This is a genomic window from Streptomyces sp. PL-25 (assembly GCF_058344915.1).
This window is the reverse complement of sequence record NZ_CP136997.1, coordinates 6,596,248-6,614,837: the sequence shown is the minus strand read 5'-3', so window position 1 is coordinate 6,614,837 and position 18,590 is coordinate 6,596,248. Positions and strand designations below refer to the sequence as shown.

The 18,590-nt window shown below is 74.7% G+C and carries 20 protein-coding genes and 4 riboswitches; of the genes, 6 read left to right on the top strand and 14 right to left on the bottom strand.

Annotation, left to right across the window (positions count from 1 at the left end):
* Window positions 1-6 precede the first annotated feature (6 nt).
* From R4Z62_RS29410 to R4Z62_RS29385, 6 genes are all read right to left on the bottom strand, one after another.
* Window positions 7-642, bottom strand: coding sequence for an FxLYD domain-containing protein (locus tag R4Z62_RS29410; RefSeq protein WP_064536373.1), 636 nt, complete (start codon window positions 640-642; stop codon window positions 7-9).
* A 113-nt stretch (window positions 643-755) separates the two neighbouring features.
* Window positions 756-1,802, bottom strand: a complete 1,047-nt coding sequence (locus R4Z62_RS29405; RefSeq protein ID WP_064536372.1) for a TRM11 family SAM-dependent methyltransferase — start codon at window positions 1,800-1,802, stop codon at window positions 756-758.
* A 162-nt stretch (window positions 1,803-1,964) separates the two neighbouring features.
* A complete protein-coding gene (locus tag R4Z62_RS29400; protein ID WP_385489688.1) occupies window positions 1,965-3,593 on the bottom strand; it encodes an adenosine deaminase family protein in 1,629 nt (542 codons plus the stop codon).
* Window positions 3,594-3,765: 172 nt separating this feature from the next.
* A complete protein-coding gene (gene eno / locus R4Z62_RS29395) occupies window positions 3,766-5,034 on the bottom strand; it encodes a phosphopyruvate hydratase (protein WP_491521371.1) in 1,269 nt (422 codons plus the stop codon).
* A 53-nt stretch (window positions 5,035-5,087) separates the two neighbouring features.
* Complete coding sequence (locus R4Z62_RS29390; protein WP_491521940.1) at window positions 5,088-5,810, bottom strand: 2,3-bisphosphoglycerate-dependent phosphoglycerate mutase; 723 nt, start codon at window positions 5,808-5,810, stop codon at window positions 5,088-5,090.
* Window positions 5,811-5,844: 34 nt separating this feature from the next.
* A complete protein-coding gene (locus R4Z62_RS29385; RefSeq protein ID WP_491521370.1) occupies window positions 5,845-6,345 on the bottom strand; it encodes an inorganic diphosphatase in 501 nt (166 codons plus the stop codon).
* 46 nt (window positions 6,346-6,391) lie between these two features.
* Window positions 6,392-6,457: riboswitch (Fluoride riboswitch) on the bottom strand.
* A gap of 125 nt (window positions 6,458-6,582) precedes the next feature.
* Between R4Z62_RS29385 and R4Z62_RS29380 the strand changes: the two genes are divergently transcribed.
* Window positions 6,583-6,912 carry a hypothetical protein gene (locus R4Z62_RS29380; protein ID WP_381739239.1) on the top strand — a complete coding sequence of 110 codons (330 nt, stop codon included), beginning with the start codon at window positions 6,583-6,585 and terminating at the stop codon, window positions 6,910-6,912.
* A 22-nt stretch (window positions 6,913-6,934) separates the two neighbouring features.
* On the opposite strand, the gene R4Z62_RS29375 is transcribed toward R4Z62_RS29380, so the two are convergent.
* Genes R4Z62_RS29375 through ettA form a run of 3 tightly spaced genes read right to left on the bottom strand, consistent with a single transcriptional unit; the run spans window position 6,935 to window position 10,247 of the window.
* A complete protein-coding gene (locus R4Z62_RS29375; RefSeq protein ID WP_491521369.1) occupies window positions 6,935-8,110 on the bottom strand; it encodes an MFS transporter in 1,176 nt (391 codons plus the stop codon).
* Window positions 8,107-8,556 (bottom strand): hypothetical protein, encoded by a 450-nt coding sequence (locus R4Z62_RS29370; protein WP_355483284.1) that lies wholly within the window; start codon window positions 8,554-8,556, stop codon window positions 8,107-8,109. Before R4Z62_RS29370 ends, R4Z62_RS29375 begins: the two co-directional genes overlap by 4 nt.
* 23 nt (window positions 8,557-8,579) lie before the next feature.
* Window positions 8,580-10,247, bottom strand: a complete 1,668-nt coding sequence (gene ettA, locus R4Z62_RS29365) for an energy-dependent translational throttle protein EttA (RefSeq protein WP_491521368.1) — start codon at window positions 10,245-10,247, stop codon at window positions 8,580-8,582.
* 41 nt (window positions 10,248-10,288) lie between these two features.
* Window positions 10,289-10,353, bottom strand: a riboswitch (Fluoride riboswitch).
* 113 nt (window positions 10,354-10,466) lie between these two features.
* Window positions 10,467-10,533, top strand: a riboswitch (Fluoride riboswitch).
* A gap of 25 nt (window positions 10,534-10,558) precedes the next feature.
* Between ettA and R4Z62_RS29360 the strand changes: the two genes are divergently transcribed.
* Both R4Z62_RS29360 and R4Z62_RS29355 read left to right on the top strand, forming a co-directional pair.
* Window positions 10,559-11,050 (top strand): inorganic diphosphatase, encoded by a 492-nt coding sequence (locus R4Z62_RS29360; RefSeq protein ID WP_491521367.1) that lies wholly within the window; start codon window positions 10,559-10,561, stop codon window positions 11,048-11,050.
* Window positions 11,051-11,118: 68 nt separating this feature from the next.
* Window positions 11,119-11,199, top strand: a riboswitch (Fluoride riboswitch).
* Between the two features lie 149 nt (window positions 11,200-11,348).
* Window positions 11,349-11,555 carry a DUF2180 family protein gene (locus R4Z62_RS29355; RefSeq protein WP_064536366.1) on the top strand — a complete coding sequence of 69 codons (207 nt, stop codon included), beginning with the start codon at window positions 11,349-11,351 and terminating at the stop codon, window positions 11,553-11,555.
* A 154-nt stretch (window positions 11,556-11,709) separates the two neighbouring features.
* Here the strand turns inward: R4Z62_RS29355 and R4Z62_RS29350 are convergent, their stop codons facing one another.
* Complete coding sequence (locus R4Z62_RS29350; RefSeq protein WP_491521366.1) at window positions 11,710-12,489, bottom strand: TioE family transcriptional regulator; 780 nt, start codon at window positions 12,487-12,489, stop codon at window positions 11,710-11,712.
* Window positions 12,490-12,569: 80 nt separating this feature from the next.
* Here R4Z62_RS29350 and R4Z62_RS29345 point away from each other — a divergent pair, with 80 nt between their 5' ends.
* The gene (locus tag R4Z62_RS29345; RefSeq protein WP_491521365.1) at window positions 12,570-13,799 is read left to right on the top strand and encodes an erythromycin esterase family protein; all 1,230 of its coding nucleotides are present in this window, start codon (window positions 12,570-12,572) and stop codon (window positions 13,797-13,799) included.
* A 51-nt stretch (window positions 13,800-13,850) separates the two neighbouring features.
* On the opposite strand, the gene R4Z62_RS29340 is transcribed toward R4Z62_RS29345, so the two are convergent.
* Window positions 13,851-15,077: an MBL fold metallo-hydrolase gene (locus R4Z62_RS29340; RefSeq protein WP_382848120.1), complete on the bottom strand. Its 1,227-nt coding sequence runs from the start codon at window positions 15,075-15,077 to the stop codon at window positions 13,851-13,853.
* A 137-nt stretch (window positions 15,078-15,214) separates the two neighbouring features.
* On the opposite strand from R4Z62_RS29340, the gene R4Z62_RS29335 reads away from it, so the two are divergent.
* Window positions 15,215-15,835 (top strand): TetR/AcrR family transcriptional regulator, encoded by a 621-nt coding sequence (locus R4Z62_RS29335; protein ID WP_385489451.1) that lies wholly within the window; start codon window positions 15,215-15,217, stop codon window positions 15,833-15,835.
* Between the two features lie 85 nt (window positions 15,836-15,920).
* On the opposite strand, the gene R4Z62_RS29330 is transcribed toward R4Z62_RS29335, so the two are convergent.
* Window positions 15,921-16,706 (bottom strand): SGNH/GDSL hydrolase family protein, encoded by a 786-nt coding sequence (locus tag R4Z62_RS29330; RefSeq protein ID WP_491521939.1) that lies wholly within the window; start codon window positions 16,704-16,706, stop codon window positions 15,921-15,923.
* A gap of 249 nt (window positions 16,707-16,955) precedes the next feature.
* Between R4Z62_RS29330 and R4Z62_RS29325 the strand changes: the two genes are divergently transcribed.
* Window positions 16,956-17,753 (top strand): tyrosine-protein phosphatase, encoded by a 798-nt coding sequence (locus R4Z62_RS29325; RefSeq protein ID WP_491521364.1) that lies wholly within the window; start codon window positions 16,956-16,958, stop codon window positions 17,751-17,753.
* Window positions 17,754-17,783: 30 nt separating this feature from the next.
* Here R4Z62_RS29325 and R4Z62_RS29320 read toward each other — a convergent pair whose 3' ends face one another.
* Entirely contained in the window at window positions 17,784-17,903 is a 120-nt protein-coding gene (locus tag R4Z62_RS29320) for a DUF6126 family protein (protein WP_018566809.1), read from the bottom strand.
* Entirely contained in the window at window positions 17,900-18,523 is a 624-nt protein-coding gene (locus R4Z62_RS29315; protein WP_398335594.1) for a helix-turn-helix domain-containing protein, read from the bottom strand. The genes R4Z62_RS29320 and R4Z62_RS29315 overlap by 4 nt, the downstream gene beginning before the upstream one ends.
* Window positions 18,524-18,590: the final 67 nt, after the last annotated feature.

The following is an 18,590-nucleotide window of genomic DNA, read 5'->3' as shown; positions in this document are numbered from 1 at the left end:
GCCGGCTCAGTACCGCTGGGCCTTCGCCAGCCGGGCCGTCAGCTTCTTGTCGGCCGACTGCCGGCTGAACGCGATCGGCTGCGCCTTCTTCCCCGGTTCGAGGTCCTGCGCTCCGACGTACCGGGTCTCGGCCACCTTGCCGTCGGCGTCGGCGAAGTCGACCTGGACGGCGTACGACGCCTTGCGGTCGGTCTTGTTGGTGATGGTCACCAGGACGGCGAGCACCCCGCCGGTCCGGTCCCGGGGCACCCCGGTCATCCCGACCTCACCCACGGCGTTGCCCCTGCCCCGCACGCCCTTCAGCGCCTTCTCGGCCGCCGCGGCGGAGCGGGCGGTGTCCGCCGACACCGACGCCTCGAACTCGGAGGCGCGCGCCTGGAGGGAGGACGCCGCCGCCGAGGCCGACGCCCGCGCGGAGGACACGGCCGCCGAGGCCGACGAGGCCAGCGCGGACGGCAGGGTCCCGGCGGAGAAGGAGCCCGTCTCGGGTGCGCTCGGCGTCCGGGTGGCGGATCCGCCGCCCCGGTCGTTGCCGCCGCCGCATCCGGTCAGCGTGCCGGCCGCCAGGGCGCAGAGGAGTGCGGCCGCCGCGAGGGCGGTGGGGCGCGGCCCGGAAGGGCCCGCGCGACGCGGGAGAGGCATCGGCCCGTCCTTAGGGGTGGGGAACCTTGACCTCATCGTCGGCGCGGTCCGCGCGGCGCGCGACCCGGCCGCCGCCGCCCCGGTGACGCGCCCCTCCCCCGGCCGGGGAGGCGCTAGTTCTTGCGGGCCACGATGATGTCCCGGTTGATCGCCTGGTCCACGCGGTGCTCGAAGCCCCGGTACGCCGCGGAGTCGCGGACGGTGAAGCCGTGGGCCTCCAGGATCTCGGCCAGCTGCTCCCGGCCCGCCACATGGGTGTTCCAGGAGATGCCGAGGGCGCCGCCGGGCCGCAGCAGCGGCTGCCAGACCGGGACGGCGGCGGCCAGCAGGTCCACCGGGCTGCGGGAGAGCCGTCCGGCGTTCCCGCCGCCGTGCGGGCGGCTGCCGTGCTGCACGCCGTACGGCGCGTCGGTGACGATCAGGTCGAACTCGCCGCGCCGGAAGAAGTCGCCGCCGCGGAGGGTGTCCGCGTTGACGACGGTCACGTCGATGGTGCTGCCCTCGCGGTACAGCTCCTTGGAGGCGCCGAGGGCGACCTGGAGCCGGCGCCCCAGGGTCGCCTTCTGCCGGCGTACGGTGCCGGTCTCCGCGCGGTGCTTGAGGCGGCTGTTCTTCAGCCAGGTGCGGAAGAACGCGGAGTACGCGTCGAAGTCCTTGGGGTCGATCTCGATCCCCGAGGCGTCCATGCCGTACATGACGGCCTGGTTGAGGGTGGTGCCCCGGCCGCACATCGGGTCGAGCAGGCGCAGGTCGCCCGTCAGCAGCCGGGCGGGCTCGTCGGAGGCCAGCGCGGTCACGTTCAGCAGGAGCCGGGTGAAGTCCTCGTTGGTCTTGCCCGCGTACTTCTGGATGGTGAGCAGGTCGCTCTCGAACAGGTCGAGGGGCTGCCTGGCGACCGGCCGCAGCAGGTCGCTCTCGACGGCGAAGAGGGCGTACAGCGACGACAGGTTCGACAGCAGCCTGATCTCGGTGCCGGACAGCTCCGCGGCGCTGAACGTGACGTAGGGGACCCCGCCGATCTCGGTGATCCCGGCGTCCTGGACACCGCCGTCGATCACGGTCTCGCCGAACGCCTCCAGTTCCGCCAGCGCCAGCGCGGGCGCCGACCGGGCGTACACGCGGTTGTGCGAGGGCGAGACGAGAAACCCGTACCTGCTCATGTGTTGCGGATCCTGCTTTCCAGGGGCTTCCGGCGGCGGCCGCGGTGGTGCTGGTGCCCGGGGCGCGGCCCCGCTCGGGGCCGGTTGAATGACACACCGACCTTACCCGAGCCGCCCGCGGCGCCCGGCCCGGTGCGGGGGTACCGGGCCGGGCGCGCACGGTCAGCGGGTCCGGCCCGCCGACGCCTCGAAGCGGTGGAAGGCGGTCTCCTGGCGCCACTCCAGCCGCGCCTTGAGGCTGGAGTCCAGCAGCCGGGCGCACGCGCCGCCCGGCCGGTCGACGCCGGGGCGCACCCCGCGGCAGGCGGCCACGGGCGTGTAGCCGGAGCGGGTCGGGTTGCCCTGCCACAGGCTGGCGCCGGGCGCGAACGCGTACTCCAGGGAGGCCCGCGCCAGGTCCTTCAGCTCGGGGTAGGCCAGCGCGTACGTCCGGGAGGCGTACTGGTACTCGTGGGTGATGTCGGTCCGGCTCACCCCGGGGTCGTCGGTGGCGAGCACGACCGGCACGCCGTAGCGGCGGTAGGTCTCGAAGGGGTGCTCGGCGCCCTTGACGCCGAGGATCTGCGCGTTGCTGGTGAACGGCACCTCGACGGCCGTCTCCCGGGCGGCCATGGTGCGGGCGGTGCGCTGCCAGTCGTCCTCGTGGACGAGGTCGACGCCGTGGCCGATGCGCTCGGCACCGGCGACGTCCACCGCCTCCTTGATGTGGAACTTCAGGTCGGCGGGCTTGACCAGGCCCGGCCACAGCTCACCGGCGTGCAGGGTGAGGTGGGCGTGCGGGTAGACGGTGCGCAGGTACTTGAGCATGCGCATCTGGAGGCTGTAGTCGCGCAGGGCGGTCTCGCCGTCCTCCGGCTGGACCAGGTTGACCGCGACGAAGCGGTGGTCGCGCTCGGACAGGCGCATGCCGAGGGCCATCTGTGTGAAGACGCGCTGCGGTGAACTGCCGCGCGAGACCTGGGAGATCCAGCGCACGGTGACGGTGCAGCCGGGCCGGGCGGAGCTGGTCCCGCAGTGCTCGGCGGCGCGGAACTCGGCGTCGCCGTCGTCGGCTTCCGTACGGGCCTGCGCGACCAGTTGGTCGAGTCCGCCGCCGGCCGTCAACTTGCGGTGCAGGGCGGCCGGGTCGGGGTCCCAGCCGACCTGGTCGGCGAGCTTCTTCGCGCCGTCGGAGGCGGGCGTGACCAGCGTCTCCAGATAGGACTGGTTCTGGACGGCGAGGTGGTCGGCGACGTCGGCGAGCAGCTTGCCCCGGTGGCGCCAGGTCACCTCGCCGAACTTGCCGAAGGTGTCGAAGAAGTGGTCGTGGCCGTTGCCGCCGGGCGGGAAGTCCTGCATGGACCAGGCGCGCACGATCGCGTCGCGGAACGCCTTGTCGGTGCGGGCGTCGGCGGCGGGCCGGGTGCCGGCGCCGCAGGGCGGGGGCACGGCCGTCATCGTCGCGGTCCGGATGCACAGGCCGTCCTCGGCGGCCAGTTCGACGAGGTACTCGGTGGTGACCGCGCCGGAGAGGTGGTTGTGCAGGTCGCCGCCCTTGGGCAGGTGCTGGAAGAAGCGGCGCAGGGCCGCGGGGTCGCGCCGGATCGAGCGCAGGTAGGCGTCGGTCGCGGCTTCCGCCCGGGTGGCGGGCGGCCGTGCGGCGGCGGGGCGGCTCGTGGGCCGGGCGGCCGTGGCGGAGGCGGCGGCCGGCGCGGCCGGTACGGCGGCCAGCGTCGAGAGCGCGGTGAACAGGACGAGACCTGAGGTGGTCAGAGCCCTGCGACGGGGCCCGGACCGTGTGGATTCGGTAATCACGCCTGCATCATCACGATGCCGGGCGGCCCGGGTCAGGCGAGCGGGCGGAGATCCACTCGACAGGGTGACAGCCGCCCGCGGCCGTACGGGGAGGTCACCCCGGACCGCCGCGCGCGAACGCCCCGCCGGGCGCCGTGGGTCCGGCGCCCGGCGGGGCGGGTGTGCCGCGTCAGCCGGCCAGTCCGAACGGCAGCTCGGGGTGGGCCTCGGCGATCTCGATCAGCCGGTTGTACTTGGCGACGCGCTCCCCGCGGGCCGGGGCACCGGACTTGAGCTGGCCGCAGCCGGTGCCGACGGCCAGGTCGGCGATGAAGGCGTCCTCGGTCTCGCCCGAGCGGTGGGAGACCATCTGCGTGTACCCCGCCTCCCGGCAGATCCGCGTCGCCTCCAGGGTCTCGGTGACGGTGCCGATCTGATTCACCTTGATGAGCGCGGAGTTGGCGACCTTCCGGCCGATCGCCTCGGTGAGGACGGCGGGGTCGGTGACGAAGATGTCGTCGCCCATGATCTGCGTCCCGTGGCCCAGGCGCGCGGTCAGCCGGACCCAGCCGTCCCAGTCGTCCTCGGCCAGGCCGTCCTCGATCGACCAGACCGGGAAGCGGTCGACGATCTCCTCGTAGCGGTCGATGAGGCGGTCCGCGCTCAGGTGCTCCCCCGCGACCCGGTAGCCGTCGCCGTCGCGGAACTCGCTGGCCGCCGGGTCGAGGGCGAGGGCCACGCCGTCCCGGCCGGGGGTGTGGCCCGCGTCGCCGATCGCCTCGGTGAGCAGCCGCAGGACGTCCTCGGGACGGTCGACGGCGGGGGCGAAGCCGCCCTCGTCGCCCAGCCCGGTGGTGTGCCCCTCGGCGGACAGCCGGGCCTTGAGCCGTCCGTAGATCTCCGCTCCGGCCCGCACCGCCTCGGGCAGGCTCGGCGCGCCGAGCGGGGCGAGCATGAACTCCTGGAAGTCGAGCGCGTTCGCGGCGTGGGCGCCGCCGTTGACGACGTTGAAGTGCGGCACCGGCAGCCGCGGGGTGGTGCCCGCGACCCGGGCGAGGTGCTGCCACAGCTCCCGCCCGGCGAGGGCGGCCTCGGCGCGCCAGGCGGCGAGGGAGACCCCGACGACGGCGTTGGCGCCGAGCCGGGACTTGGTGCCGGTGCCGTCCAGTTCGACCAGTGCCCGGTCGAGGTCGGCGGCCGAGTCGAAGGCGCGGCCGGTCAGGGCGCGGGCGATCTCGCCGTTGACGTGCCCGACCGCGGCCAGGACGCCCTGGCCCCGGTAGCGGGCCTCGTCCCCGTCGCGCAGTTCGACGGCCTCCCGGGTGCCGGTGGAGGCCCCGGAGGGCACACCGGCCCGGGTCCGGGTGCCGTCGTCGGTGGTGAGGGTGACGGCGAGGGTGGGGCGGGCGCGGGAGTCGAGGATCTCGACGGCGTGCAGCTCGGCGGGGCGCAGAGTCATGGGGGTCTTCCTCCGGGGTGCGGGGGTGGTGGATCGAGGGCGGGGCGCCGGGGTCAGTGGCCCTCGGCGGCCACCAGGTCGGCGCGGACGGCGCTGCCGGGGTCCAGGTAGGTGCCGTGGCGTACGAGGGGACGCAGGTCGCCGTCGAAGTCGTGGCGCAGGGGTGCGCCGGTGGGGATGTCGAGCCGTTCCGCCTCGTCGCCGGTGAGGCGGTCCAGCACGGCCGCCAGCGCGCGCAGGGAGTTGCCGTGCGCGACGACCAGCACGGTGGCTCCGGTGCGCAGTTGGGGTACGAGGACGTCGGTCCAGTAGGGGACGACCCGGGTGATCATGTCGGCCAGGCTCTCCACGGAGGGCACCGCGTCGGGGCGCAGGGCCGCGTAGCGCGGGTCGGCGCGCAGCCGGGCCAGCGCGTCGGCGGGCAGCGGGGCGGGGCGGCCGTGCAGCGAGCGGCGCCAGTGCCGGTAGCGGCCGGGGCCCGCCTCCTGCCGGACCTCGTGCTTGAGGCGGCCGGTCAGGGCCCCGTACTGGCGCTCGTTCAGCCGCCAGCTGCGGCGTACGGGGATCCACAGCCGGTCCAGCGTGCCGAGGGCGAGGTCGGCGCTGTGCACGGAGCGGCGCAGCAGGGAGGTGTGGACGACGTCCGGCAGGAGCCCTTCGCGGGCGATCGACCGGGCCGCCCGGACGGTCTCGTCCTCGCCCCGGGGGGTGAGGGGCACGTCGGTCCAGCCGGTGAAGCGGCCCTCCGCGTTGGTGGTGCTCTGGCCGTGCCGCATGAGGACCAGGGTGCCCACGGGCCGGGCGCGCGGCTCAGTCACCGGTCGTCCCCGGGGTGGCCGCGGCCCGCTCCCGGGCGGCGCCGATCTCCGCGTACGCCTGCTCGCGGCCCTCCCAGTGGGAGCCCTCGACGGACTTGCCGGGTTCCAGGTCCTTGTAGACCTCGAAGAAGTGGGTGATCTCCAGGCGGTCGAACTCGGGGATGTCGTCGATGTCCCGCAGGGGCGCGTGGCGCGGGTCGTGGGCGGGGACGCAGAGGATCTTCTCGTCCGGGCCGTGCTCGTCCTTCATGACGAACATGCCCACCGCCCGGCATTCGACGGCGCAGCCGGGGAAGGTCGGCTCGCCGGTGAGCACCAGCGCGTCCAGCGGGTCGCCGTCGCGGCCCAGGGTGCCCTCGATGTAGCCGTAGTCGGCCGGGTACCTGGTGGAGGTGAACAGCAGCCGGTCCAGCCGGATGCGGTGCAGTTCGTGGTCCATCTCGTACTTGTTGCGGGACCCCTGCGGGATCTCCACGGTCACATCGAACTCCACGGGAGCCTCCTGGCGACGGGAGCCGTCCTCATGGCACGGCTCGGCTGTTCTGCCAGGGACCGTCAGCGGCATGATGCCGCGGTTCGCGGTGAGCCCCATCACCGACGCGCTGGGCGCCTCCACAGTGTGCCCCATGGATCACCCGCGCGGGTATCCAGGGTACGCCGGACGGAGCAGCTCCGTGGGCGGAGCCCCGCGACGTACGCTGGACGTGCGGGAAGACCCGGGGAGGATGCCATGTCCGGCGCCGTCTCCAGCTCCCACGGGAGCGCGCACCTCACTGTCTCGGCGGGACTCTTCGCGCCCGCGTGGCTGCCGCCCGGGGGCCGGGGCAACGGTCTGCGGGCGGTGTCCTGGGCGCCAGTCGCCGACATCCCCGCGCGCCGGGTCGACGAGGTGCTCGACGCGCTGCGCGAGGCGGGGGTGCCCGCGCACGCGGCGCCCGCGCCCCGGCCGGTCCGGGTCGTGACGCCGGGCGAAGGCGCGCCGGGGACCGTGTGGCGGCTGCGGGTGGGCTCGCAGGCCTACGGGAGGGCCGAGGACGTGCTGATGCGGCTGCTGCGGTGAGCCGCCCGGTCCCGCGCGGCGCTCAGGCGATGTGGCGCACCTTGAGCAGCAGCGGGACCGCGGCCAGTTGCAGGGCGACGGAGAAGACCACCAGGCCGGTGACGGAGTGGTCGTAGAGGGCCCCGAGGGCGAGGCTGCCCGCGCACCAGCACAGGCCGAAGCCGGTGTCGAAGAGGCCGAAGGCGGAGGCCCGGCGGCCGGGGGCGGTCATGCCGGTGAGGGCGGCCCGGACCACGGACTCCTGGGCGGCCGTGCCCAGCCCCCACAGCACCACGCCGCACACGGCGGCCACCGGGCCGCCGAGGAAGACCAGCGGCGGGAAGCACGCCGTCAGCAGGGTCGCGCCCACCACCGTCCGCAGCCCCCACCGGTCGAACAGGCGGCCGAGCGTGAGCGCGGCGAGGGCCTCGGTGGCCATGGCGACGGAGTACAGGACGGGGATCCAGGGGGCGGAGACGACGTGCGCCCGGCCGAAGTGGTAGGCGATGAGCGGGTAGTCGGCGTAGGCGGCGGCGATCAGCCCCATGGCCGCCAGATAGGTCCAAAAGGCCCGGGGGGTGCCGTGCCTTCCGGGGACGTCCCCGCCGGTGTCCAGGCCGGACGGGTCGGGGTACTGCCGCCACGCGGCGGCCAGGACGAGCAGGGTGAGCGCGGCCGGTACGGCGAGCACGGCGAAGCCGGTGCGGTAGCCGCCGTGCAGCGCGAGGACACCGGCCACGACGAGCGGGCCGGTCATCGCACCGGCCGCGTCCAGGGCCTCCCGTACGCCGAAGACCCGGCCGCGGCCCAGCTCGGCGGTGGCGTGGGCGAGCATCGCGTCCCGGGCGGGGGTGCGCAGGGCGCGTCCGGCGCGCTCGGCGGCGATCAGCACGGCGGCCACCGGCCACTGCCCGGCCAGGGCGAGCAGCGGCACCGCGACCATCTGCACCAGGTAGCCGGCGGCGGTGATCGGCCAGTACCGTCCGGTGCGGTCGGCGGCGTGGCCGGACACGAACCGCAATGCGTAGCCGAGGAGTTCGCCGGTGCCCGCGATCACGGAGACGGCGAGGGCACCGGCGCCGAGCGAGCCGAGGAACGGTCCGGTGACGCCGCGCGCGCCCTCGTGGGCCATGTCGGAGAACAGGCTCACCACGCCGATGAGCAGCACGAAGCGCAGCGCGGTGCCGCCCGCCGGGCCCTGGCGACCGGTGCGGCTCACCGCTTCGGGTCCGCCGGTGGCTCCGGGGAGCCGTGCGCGAGCCCGCGGCCCGTGCTCCGGCCGGAGCCGTCCGCGCCGCCGTCCGGCGGAAGGCCGCAGGGGACGTCGGTGACGCGGCGGCGGCGCAGGCCCGCGTGGCGGGCCAGGGCGCGGGCGGCGCCGTGCAGGGTGCGGTAGGCGCCGATCTCGTGCGCGGTGCCCGCGGGGACGGCGACCCAGCGGGCGCGGCGGCCGTCGCGGTGGTGGCGGGCGCGGCCGAGCGGCCGTCCGCCGATCGCGACGACCTGGATGACGAAGTGGCCGGGGAAGAGCGGGGTGCAGGCCAGGCCGCCGGTCCGGGCGAGCCGGCCGAGGGCCTGTTCCTCGCGCAGGTGCCACTCGGCGTTGACGACGGTGACGCGGGCCGTGCGCAGGGCCGCCACCGCCGCCCGGTCGAGTTCTGTCATGGCGCGGTGCTCCTGTCGGGCGGTCAGCCGCGGACCAGCCGCCGGTGCGTGACCGGGTGCGGGCGGGCGGCCTCCTCGCCGAGCCGCTGCCGCTTGCCGGCCTCGTAGTCGGCGAAGTTGCCCTCGAACCAGAACCAGTGGGCGCCGCCCTCCCAGGCGAGCACATGGGTGGCGACGCGGTCCAGGAACCACCGGTCGTGCGCGCTGATCACGGCGCAGCCGGGGAAGGCGAGCAGCGCGTGTTCCAGCGAGGCCAGGGTCTCCACGTCGAGGTCGTTGGTCGGCTCGTCCAGCAGCAGCAGGTTGCCGCCCTGCTGGAGGGTGAGCGCCAGGTTGAGCCGGTTGCGCTCGCCGCCGGACATCAGGCCGACGGGCTTCTGCTGGTCGGCGCCCTTGAAGCCGAAGGTGGCGACATAGGCGCGCGAGGGCAGTTCCACACCGCCGACGCGCAGGTGCTCCCGGCCGCCGGAGACCGCCTCCCACACGCTGGCGGCCGGGTCGAGCCCGGCGCGGTCCTGGTCGGCGTAGGAGACGCGGACCGTGCCGCCCAGGCGCAGGGTCCCGCTGTCGGGCCGCTCCTCGCCGACGATCATCCTGAAGAGCGTCGTCTTGCCCACGCCGTTGGGGCCGATCACGCCGACGAGGCCGCCGCGCGGCAGCGAGAAGGACAGGTCCTCCATCAGCAGCCGGCCGCCGTGGCCCTTGGTGAGGTGGTCGGCCTCCAGGACGAGGCTGCCCAGACGCGGGCCCGGCGGGATCCGGATCTCCTCGAAGTCCGGTTCGCGGCGGCGCGCGGCCTCGCTCGCCAGTTCCTCGTAGCGCTGCACGCGTGCCTTGGAGGCGGCCTGCCGGCCCTTGGCGCCCGCGCGCACCCAGGCCAGTTCCTCGGCGAGCCGCTTCTGCCGCTTGGCGTCCTTGCGGCCCTCCACCTGGAGGCGGGCGGCCTTGGTCTCCAGGTAGGTGGAGTAGTTCCCCTCGTAGGGGTGGACGCGGCCGCGGTCGATCTCCAGGATCCGGCGGGCGACGTTGTCCAGGAAGTACCGGTCGTGGGTGACCGCGACGACCGTGCCGGGATAGTCGGCCAGGTGCTGTTCCAGCCAGGCCACGGACTCGGCGTCCAGGTGGTTGGTCGGCTCGTCCAGGAGCAGCAGGTCCGGCTGGGACAGCAGCAGCCGGCACAGCGCGACCCGGCGGCGCTCGCCGCCCGACAGTCCGCGGACCGGGGTGCCGGGCGGCGGGCAGCGCAGGGCGTCCATGGCCTGCTCCAGCCGGGAGTCGAGGTCCCAGGCGCCCGCGTGGTCCAGGGCCTCCTGGAGCGCGCCGAGTTCGTCCAGGAGGTCCTGTGCCTCCGGTTCTCCGGCCCGGCCGAGGCGCGCGGTGACCTCCTCGTAGCGGCGCAGCATGTCCCGGACGTCCGCGACGCCCTCCTCGACGTTGTCCCGGACGGTGGCCGCGTCGTCGAGCCGGGGTTCCTGCTCCAGGATGCCGACGCGGGTGTCCGGGGCCGGGGCCGCCTGCCCGCGCGCGGGCCGTTCGAGTCCCGCCATGATCCGCAGGAGGGTGGACTTGCCCATGCCGTTGGGGCCGACCACGCCGATCTTGGCGCCGGGCCGGAAGGAGAGGGTGACGTCGTCCAGGACGGCCTTGTCGCCGTGGACCATCCGCACGTTGCGCATCGTGTACGCGTACATCCGCGATGCCTCCGTAACCGGGCCGCCGGGGCGGGCGGCCGTCGTTCACAGAGGCCATCAGCACGGGAATGTGCGGTCAAGGGCGAGCCTCATCGCCCGTCTCCGTCCATGGTGCCCACAGCGGGCGCCCGCGCGCCAGCCCGAGCCAGCCCGCCCCGGCGGCCTGGGGCATCAGGTGGACATGGCAGGCATATCCGGCATTCGGGCCGGGGAGAATGAACGTGCCGGGGCGATGGGGCTCGCCCTTGACCGCACGCACCGCCGTGCTGATGGCCTCTACGCGGACCGCCGTACCACGGGAGGAGCCTGCGATGGAGATCATGGTCATGGTGGCGGCGACGGTCGGATCGCCGTTCGCACCGCACGACGGATCGGACGGACACGATCTGGCCGCCGCGGGCTCGACCCGCGTGACCGGCTACCCGGTCGGCGCCGGACGGATCGACGGCACCCTCACCGAGGACGGCGAGCCGACCGCCGTCCTGCTGCTGATGGAGGAACCGGCGCTGCCGGGCCGGACCGTGCGGGCCCGGCCGGTCGCGCTGGTGCACGCGCTCAGGGACGGCCGTCCGTGCCCGGAGCTGATGTGCGTACCGGCGCACGACGCCAACTTCGCCGCCCTCACCGGCGTACGGGCGCTGCGTGCCTGGCACGCGGACGAGGGCACCCTCGCCACCGTGCTGCACCGGCTCGACCCGGCGCACCACTGGCGGGTCGAGGAGTGCGAAGACCCCCCGGCCGCCGAGGAGTTCCTGACCCAGGCCCGGCAGGCGTACGCGCGTCTCACGGGCTGTCTGGAATAGGCCCGCGCCGCGGGACCGGGACACCGATGGCGGCGGCGGCCTTGACCGGCGCCGCCCGGACCGGTTCACTCGGACTCGGCGATGGATCCCGCCTGGGCCGTTCCCCGGTCCGAACCGCCCTCCTCCGGGCTGATGGTTCCTGACCGACGTCAGGACGCATGCCCTCGGGAGGTACGCACGTGGACGCCTCGCCGTCGTCCGTGGCCGCTCACGGACCCACTCCCCCGCACCGCCCCCGCCCGGCCTGCCCGCCGTGTGCGCGGCCCCCGTCCGGCCCCGGCCGGGACGGAGCGGCGCGATGATCTGCTTCGACTGCCAGGAACTCGACGTCACGACGGTCGCCGTCGCCGTCTGCCGTACGTGCGGCGCGGGCATCTGCCGCAGCCACGGGCGGCCCACCCCGCAGACGCTGCACGACCTGACCGGGGCCGGTCTGGCCACCAAGCCGCGTGCCGCGCGGCGGATGGTGTGCCGCACCTGCCTCGCCGCGGAACGCAGCGGGTGACCGGTCTCCCCGGCACCCGTCCCGACCGCCCTTCAGCGCGGGTCCCTCCGAGGCGCACACCCGCGCGCCCCGGTCGCGAGAAGGGCACCGGTGAGGGGTGCGCCGTGTCCCGGCCAGCGCACCCCTCACCCCAGCCGCGCGACAGCGGCGCCCTTCAGCCGCGCTCGCGCAGATACGCGTCCAGTTCGGCGGCCCCGGCCAGCAGCGCGCGCCCGCGGGCGCTGAGGCGGTCCCGCCAGTCGCGCAGGGTGGCCTCCAGCGGCTCGGGGCCGCCCGCCGTGCGGACCCGTTCGATCAACGGGCCGATCCGCTCCAGCGGATGGCCGCCGCGCCTGAGCTGGTGCACCAGCCGGGCGTCGCGCACGGCGGCCTCGTCGTACACCCGGTAGCCGGTGCGCGGATCGCGGCGCGGGCGGACCAGCCCGGCGCGCTCCCACTTGCGCAGGGTCGCGGGGCGGATGCCGAGCTGCCCGGCCAGCGGTCCGATGAAGCCGCCCGAGGACCCGCCCGAGGACCGGGCCGGCGGACCGGGGGCGGGCGTCCGGCCGGGCCGGGGCACCGCGCCGGAACCGCGCGCTGCGGGCGATTGGAGGCCCTGGAGGGCCAGTTCGACCGACTCAAGGGTCCGCCGGTCCTCCAGGAGCTGGGCGTGGCTCTCGTCGATCAGGCGCAGTGCCTCCTCCACCGCGCCCTCGCCGACCGCCCGCATCACCGCGACCGCCGTGCGGTGGCCGTGGCCGGGCACCAGGGCGAGGAACGCGCGCAGGGCGCGCGCGTGCAGCGGGGTGTAGGCGCGGTAGCCGTGCTCGGTACGGGCGGCGGCCGGGAGGATGCCGGCCTCCTCGTAGTTCCTGACCGCCTGGGTGGACACCCCGTGCGCGCGGGCCACGTCGACCGGCCTGAGCCGTCGGGTGCTTTGAGGGTCGGACTCCATGATCCTGCCGTTTTCCGGGGCTTTCGAAGGGAGAGGTCGAAAAAAGTGTCCACCGAGGGTTCAACGATAGCGTTGAAGGCATGGCTACCGGTATCAGGAACACCGCCCATGCCGTGGACGCCGCCGCCGTGCTGCGGCTGCTCCCGTCCCGGCCCCGGATCCTCGCCCTGGGCGAGCCCACTCACGGCGAGGACGCGCTCCTCGCACCGCGCGACGCGCTGTTCCGGCAACTCGTCGAGGAAGAGGGGTACCGCACCATCGCGATCGAGAGCGACTGCCTGCGGGGCCTGGCCGTGGACGACTACGTCACCTGGGGCAGGGGCTCCCTGGACGAGGTGATGGAGCGCGGCTTCAGTCACGAGTGGTTCAACGTGTCGGCGCCCAACCGTGAACTGATGCGCTGGATGCGGGAGTTCAACGAGGGGCGACCGCTGTCCGAGCGGGTGCGCTTCGCCGGGATCGACGGCCCGCTGGAGATGACCGGCGCCGAGAGCCCCCGGCACGCCCTGACCGCGCTGCACGCCTTTCTCGCCGCCCGGGTGGACGCCGGTCTGCTTCCGTGCGCCGCGCCGGAGCTGGACCGGCTGCTCGGCGCCGACGGCCGCTGGAGCGAACCGGCCGCGATGCGGGACCCGGCCCGGTCGGTGGGGCGCTCGGCCGAGGCCGCGCGGCTCCGGCTGATCGCCGACGACCTGGTGACGCTGCTCGACACCCAGACACCGCAGCTCATGGAGGCGGCCGCGCCACCGGAGCTGGAACGGGCGCGCCTGTACGGGCGTACCGCCGCCGGGCTGCTGCGCTACCACTCCCGGACGGCCGACACCTCACCGGCCCGGATGACCTGGCTGGTGGCCCTGCGGGACCGGATGATGGCGGCCAACCTGCTGGCCCTCGCCGAACGCGGCCCGGTCCTGGTCCACGCCCACAACGGCCATCTCCAGCGGGCGCAGAGCACCATCCGCATGGACGGCACTCCTGTGCGGTGGTGGAGCGCGGGCGCGCTGGTGGGCGCCCGCCTGGGCGAGCGGTACGCGTTCCTGGCCACCGCCCTCGGCACGCTCCGCCACCGGGGCGTGGACGTCCCGCCGCCGGACACCCTCGAAGGGATCCTGTACGCCCTCCCGGGAGCCGACGGTCCCCGTGTCGTCGACGCGCGCGGCCTGGCGGCCGCCCTCGCGGGCGGCACCCCGCCCGTCCCCCGGCAGTCGCCGTACCACGGCTACGCCCCGCTCGACCCGGCGCACCTGGCCCGGACCGACGGGATCGTGTTCGTGAAGGACGTCCCGGAGGCCGGGCGGGCACACACCTGACAGCAGGGCGCGGCGGAGGCCGCGAGGGTGCGGCGGGTGGCCGGCCCTCGTTCAGTCCTCGGCCAGCAGGTCGAGGCCGCGGGCGGTCCTCAGGCCCAGTTCGGGCGCCGGCCACCTGCGGGCGCGAGCGGACTGGGACACGTCGCGCCACCACGGGAGCGCGGGCAGCTCACCGGCCGGTTCGAAGGGGCGGCCCGGGATGGGCAGGGCCAGTGCCTGGCCGACCGCGTCCGCCGCGGCCAGCGCCCACTCCGCCGGTTCCGACCAGGGGTGCAGGGCGAGGTTGAACGTCCCCCAGTGGATGGGCAGCATGACGCCCTCGGCCCGGCCCTGTTGCAGATCGAGGTGGCTCTGCACGCCCTGGGTGGGGTTCATGTGGATGTCCGGCCAGGCGCCCGGCAGCGGCCCGGCGTCCGGCTGGCCCTCGGGCCAGAAGTCGGAGTACGCGCCGAGCTGGATCATCGTGGCGTCGAAGGGACCGTGGTCGGCGCCGATGTCCCGGAAGCCGTCGAAGTAGCCGGTGTCGCCGCTGTGGTAGACGCGGTGCTCGTCACCGGCGACGACCCAGGAGGCCCACAGGGTGTGCTGGGTGTTGCGCAGGCCGCGGCCGCAGAAGTGCCGGGCGGGGGTGGCGGTCAGGGTCAGTCCGCCGACCTTGGTCGCCTCGTGCCAGTCCAGTTCGCGCAGCCGGTCGGCGGCGACGCCCCAGTGTTCGAGGTGGGCGCCGACGCCGAGCGGCACCGCGAAGAGGGTGTCCGTGGCGGCCAGCGCCTTGATGGTGGGCAGGTCCAGGTGGTCGTAGTGGTCGTGGGAGATGACGACCACGTCGACCGGGCCGAGCGCGGCCAGCGGCAGGGGCACGGGGTGCAGCCTGCGGGGGCCCGCGAAGGGGAACGGCGAACAGCGCTCGCCCCACACCGGGTCGAAGAGCACCCGGTGCCCGTCGATCTCCACGAGCACGCTGGAGTGCCCCAGCCAGGTCAGGCGCAGACCGCTGGCCGCGGGGCGGGCCAGGTCCGCGAAGGTGGTGGCGTGCACCGGGATGTTGCCCCGGGGCGAGCGCCGGACCCGCTCGTCCTTGTCGAAGTAGTGCTTGGCGAAGTCCAGCATCGAGCCCGAGGGCCGGATGCTCGCCGGGCCTCCCGGGTTCTGGAAGACGCCGTCCTTGAAATGCGGGGAGCGGCGGATCCGCGCCATGCGCGCACCGCCGGGGTCCACGCCGAAGGCCTCGGGCCGCAGGGCGTTCAGCCCGGGAATCGAGGGACGGAAGCCGGCCACGTTACCTCCAGGTGGGGTCGCTCAGGTGGTCCATTATGAAGGGGCCGCCGCGCCGTTCCCGGGCCGCCCCGCGCCGCCCCCGACGGGCGCCTGGCACAGATCTTGTCTGAGAGGCAAGACCCATTAGGGTGACTCGCGTGGCGAGAGTGCGGTTGAGCGTGGCGGAGCGGCGCGAGGAGTTGCTGCGGGCCGCCATCGGGCAGATCGAGGCGCGTGGTGTGGCGGCGGTGCGGATCGCCGACGTGGCCGCGGTCCTCGGGGTGAGCAACGCGCTGGTGCTCTACCACTTCTCGACCAAGGAGAACCTGCTGGCCGCCGCGTTCGCGCGCGCCGCCGAGGACGACCTGGCGCGGCTGCGCGCGCTGCTCGGACGGCGTACGACGGCGGTGCGCAGGCTGCGGGCGGCGGTGCGCTGGTACGCGCCGACGGGCAGCGCCAAGGGCTGGCGGCTGTGGATCGAGGGCTGGGCCGCCGCGGTGCGCGAGCCCGCGCTGCGGGAGGTCACCCGGGACCTGGACCGGCGCTGGAAGGCGGCGCTCACGGCGGTCGTGGCCGAGGGGGTGGCGGCGGGCGAGTTCCGCTGCCCCGACCCGGCCGGTACCGCCCTGCGGCTGACGGCCTATCTGGACGGTCTCGCCGTACAGCTGACCTGCTACGGGGGCACGCTGTCCCGGACCCGGGCGCTGGAATGGGTCGACGAGGCCCTGGCCCGCGAACTGGGCCTGGACCGGGAGGCGTTGACCATCGCGGCCCGGTGAGCGCGCCCGATGCCCTGCCGGACTCCGGCGGGTGCGCGGGGCCGGTGGCCGGGGCCCGCGCGCGGCGGGTCCCGGTCAGCGCGCCTCAGGCCACCGACGCGATCCGCGTCCTGATGTCGTCCGGGGACAGCGTGCCCTTGGCCGTCACCGCGTCCCCCGAGGACTCGCCCCGCAGACGGCGGCCGATCCACGGGACCAGGTACTCGCGGGCCCAGTGGACGTCGTCGCGGCGGACCTCCAGCGTGCCGCGCGGCGGCAGCGGAGGCCAGGGCTGGTCCGGGTCGGCCGGTACGTCGACGCCGAGGACCTGCCCGGCGCGCAGCGCGACGCGGGTGTGCCCCTCGGGCGAGAGGTGCAGCCGGTCGTGGTCCCAGGCCCGCCGGTCCTGGACGGTCCTGAGCGACCACAGGTCGAGCACGGGGCAGCCGTAGCGGTCGGCGACGGCGCGCACATGCCCGTTGTATGTGGCGATCTTGCCGCGCAGGTGTTTGAGCAGGGGTACGCCGCGGGTGTCGAAGCCGGTGGTGACCAGGACGGTGCCGGCCGCCCCGGTGAGCCGGGCGACCGCCTTCTCGAACCGTTCGGCCACGTCGTCCGGGTCGGTGCCGGGCCGGATGATGTCGTTGCCGCCCGCGCAGAAGGAGATCAGGTCGGGGGCGAGTGAGGCCGCCCGCGGCACCTGGTCCGCCACGATCTGGTCGAGCAGTTTCCCGCGCACGGCGAGGTTGGTGTACCGGAAGTCGCCCTCGGGTCGCCGGTCGGCGAGCAGCACGGCGAGCCGGTCGGCCCAGCCGACGAACGCTCCGTCGGGTCCAAGGTCTCCGACGCCCTCGGTGAAGCTGTCCCCCACCGCCACGTACGACCCGATCACTGATCTGCTGTCACTCTTCGAATCGTCTGCCACGTCGGCCCATGATTCACCTTCCGATGTGACTTACGCGACCGTAGGCAGGGGTTGACGGTCGGTGAGAAAGGCCACTTCGACATCATCGCCGAGCCGGGAATACGCCCGCCGTACGAGGCGGTACGACGGCGCTGCCGCCCCGGGCGGGCATGTCGTATCGTCGGGACCGCGCCCGCCGACGAGCCGCGAAGGCGGGCCGGACAGGGAGGAGCCCCCGTGACGCAGCAGGTGCCGTCGACCGAGCCGGAGCTGACCGGAGTCCGCAACTTCCGCGACGTGGGCGGGCTGCCGACCGTGGACGGGCGGCGGGTGCGGCACGGGGTGCTGTTCCGCAGCGGCCACCTGGCGCACGCCACCGAGCAGGACACCGCCTTCCTCGCCTCGCTGGGCCTGCACACCGTCTTCGACTTCCGCAACGCGGCCGACCAGAAGCTCGAAGGGCCGGACGTCGCGCTGCCCGGGGTGCGCAATGTGAACCTGCCGCTGAGCGACCCCGCCGACGGCGCCGAGTTCTGGAAGATGGTCCGCGACGGCGACCTCGACCAGCTGCGGGCGATCCTGGACGGCGGCAAGGGCGCGGACCGGATGATCGCCTCGTACCGCACGATGGTCACGGAGCGCACCGCCGAGCACTCCCAGGTGCTGCACGCGCTCGCCGAGGACAGCGTCCCGGCCCTGATGCACTGCGCGGCGGGCAAGGACCGCGCCGGTCTTTCGATAGCCGTGACGCTGCTGGCGCTGGGCGTGGAGCGGGACGCGATCGTCGCGGACTACCTGGAGTCCAACGCCCTGCACCGCCGCTACAAGGTGCGCCGCAGCGGCACCTCGCCCGCGGCCCGCTCCCCCGAGGTGATGGAGCTGCTGAGCCCGCTGTTCGACGCGCGGGCGGAGTATCTGACCGCGGCCCTGGAGACCGCCGAGGAGACCTGGGGCGGGGTCGACGCCTATCTGGAGCGGGGGCTCAGGCTCGCGCCGCCGGTCAGGGAGCGGCTGCGCGAGCGTCTGCTGGACTGAGCCCCGGGCCCGCCGCGTGCGGCGCCCGCCTCACTTGGCGCCGATCTCGAACAACAGCCAGATGAACGCGGCGAAGAGGTGTCCGACGGCGATGTAGATGATCAGCCGGACCCACAGGGCGCGCGGGAACTTCTCCTCCATGTCGCTCATGGCATCTCTCCGGTGTGGGGGCCCAGGCACAGCGCGGCCGTGGGACTCTGCAGCAGGGTGTGGACGAAGAGCAGGTCGAGCCCGTCGGGGTCCTCGGCCGCGATGCGGTGCGGGGTCAGCGAGTCGAAGTGCGCGCTGTCGCCGGGCGCGAGCAGGTGGGTGCTGTCGCCCAGGCGCAGCCGCAGCCGGCCCTTGAGGACGTACAGCCACTCCTCGCCGGGGTGCACGCGTACGATGTCGCCCTGGGAGCCGTGCGGCACACGGACCCGCAGGGCCTGCATGCCGCGCCCGGGTGAGCCCGCCTGCCAGTAGGTCCAGCCGCCGGCGGGGGTGGGCTCCATGTCGCCGGAGCGGACGATGGCGTCCCGGTCCGCGGCGCTCTCGCCGAGCAGTTCGGAGACGGTCGTACCGTAGACGCGGGCGAGCGACAGGAGCATCGGCAGCGAGGGCTGGCGCTGCCCGGTCTCCAGCCGGGAGAGATGGGCGGGCGACAGCCCGGCGGCGCGGGCCGCAACCTCCAGGGTGAGGGAGGCCCGGCGGCGCAGCGCGCGCAGTTGGGGCGCCACGGCGGGCAAGGTCTCGGCCTGCCCCTCCGGTGGCCCGGACTCGGGGGTGCTCATGCCTCCATTCAGCCGCAGGATTGCCCCTGGGGCAAATTTCTTGCCTCAGGGGCAAAACCGGCGCGCG

Coding starts and splice junctions, on each gene's coding strand:
- R4Z62_RS29410 (WP_064536373.1), bottom strand. CDS start 642: ATGCCTCTCCCGCGTCGCGCGGGCCCTTCCGGGCCGCGCCCCACCGCC.
- R4Z62_RS29405 (WP_064536372.1), bottom strand. CDS start 1,802: ATGAGCAGGTACGGGTTTCTCGTCTCGCCCTCGCACAACCGCGTGTAC.
- eno (WP_491521371.1), bottom strand. CDS start 5,034: ATGACTCTGCGCCCCGCCGAGCTGCACGCCGTCGAGATCCTCGACTCC.
- R4Z62_RS29390 (WP_491521940.1), bottom strand. CDS start 5,810: ATGCGGCACGGCCAGAGCACCACCAACGCGGAGGGCCGCTTCACCGGC.
- R4Z62_RS29380 (WP_381739239.1), top strand. CDS start 6,583: ATGTCCGGCGCCGTCTCCAGCTCCCACGGGAGCGCGCACCTCACTGTC.
- R4Z62_RS29370 (WP_355483284.1), bottom strand. CDS start 8,556: ATGACAGAACTCGACCGGGCGGCGGTGGCGGCCCTGCGCACGGCCCGC.
- ettA (WP_491521368.1), bottom strand. CDS start 10,247: ATGTACGCGTACACGATGCGCAACGTGCGGATGGTCCACGGCGACAAG.
- R4Z62_RS29360 (WP_491521367.1), top strand. CDS start 10,559: ATGGAGATCATGGTCATGGTGGCGGCGACGGTCGGATCGCCGTTCGCA.
- R4Z62_RS29355 (WP_064536366.1), top strand. CDS start 11,349: ATGATCTGCTTCGACTGCCAGGAACTCGACGTCACGACGGTCGCCGTC.
- R4Z62_RS29350 (WP_491521366.1), bottom strand. CDS start 12,489: ATGGAGTCCGACCCTCAAAGCACCCGACGGCTCAGGCCGGTCGACGTG.
- R4Z62_RS29345 (WP_491521365.1), top strand. CDS start 12,570: ATGGCTACCGGTATCAGGAACACCGCCCATGCCGTGGACGCCGCCGCC.
- R4Z62_RS29320 (WP_018566809.1), bottom strand. CDS start 17,903: ATGAGCGACATGGAGGAGAAGTTCCCGCGCGCCCTGTGGGTCCGGCTG.
- R4Z62_RS29315 (WP_398335594.1), bottom strand. CDS start 18,523: ATGAGCACCCCCGAGTCCGGGCCACCGGAGGGGCAGGCCGAGACCTTG.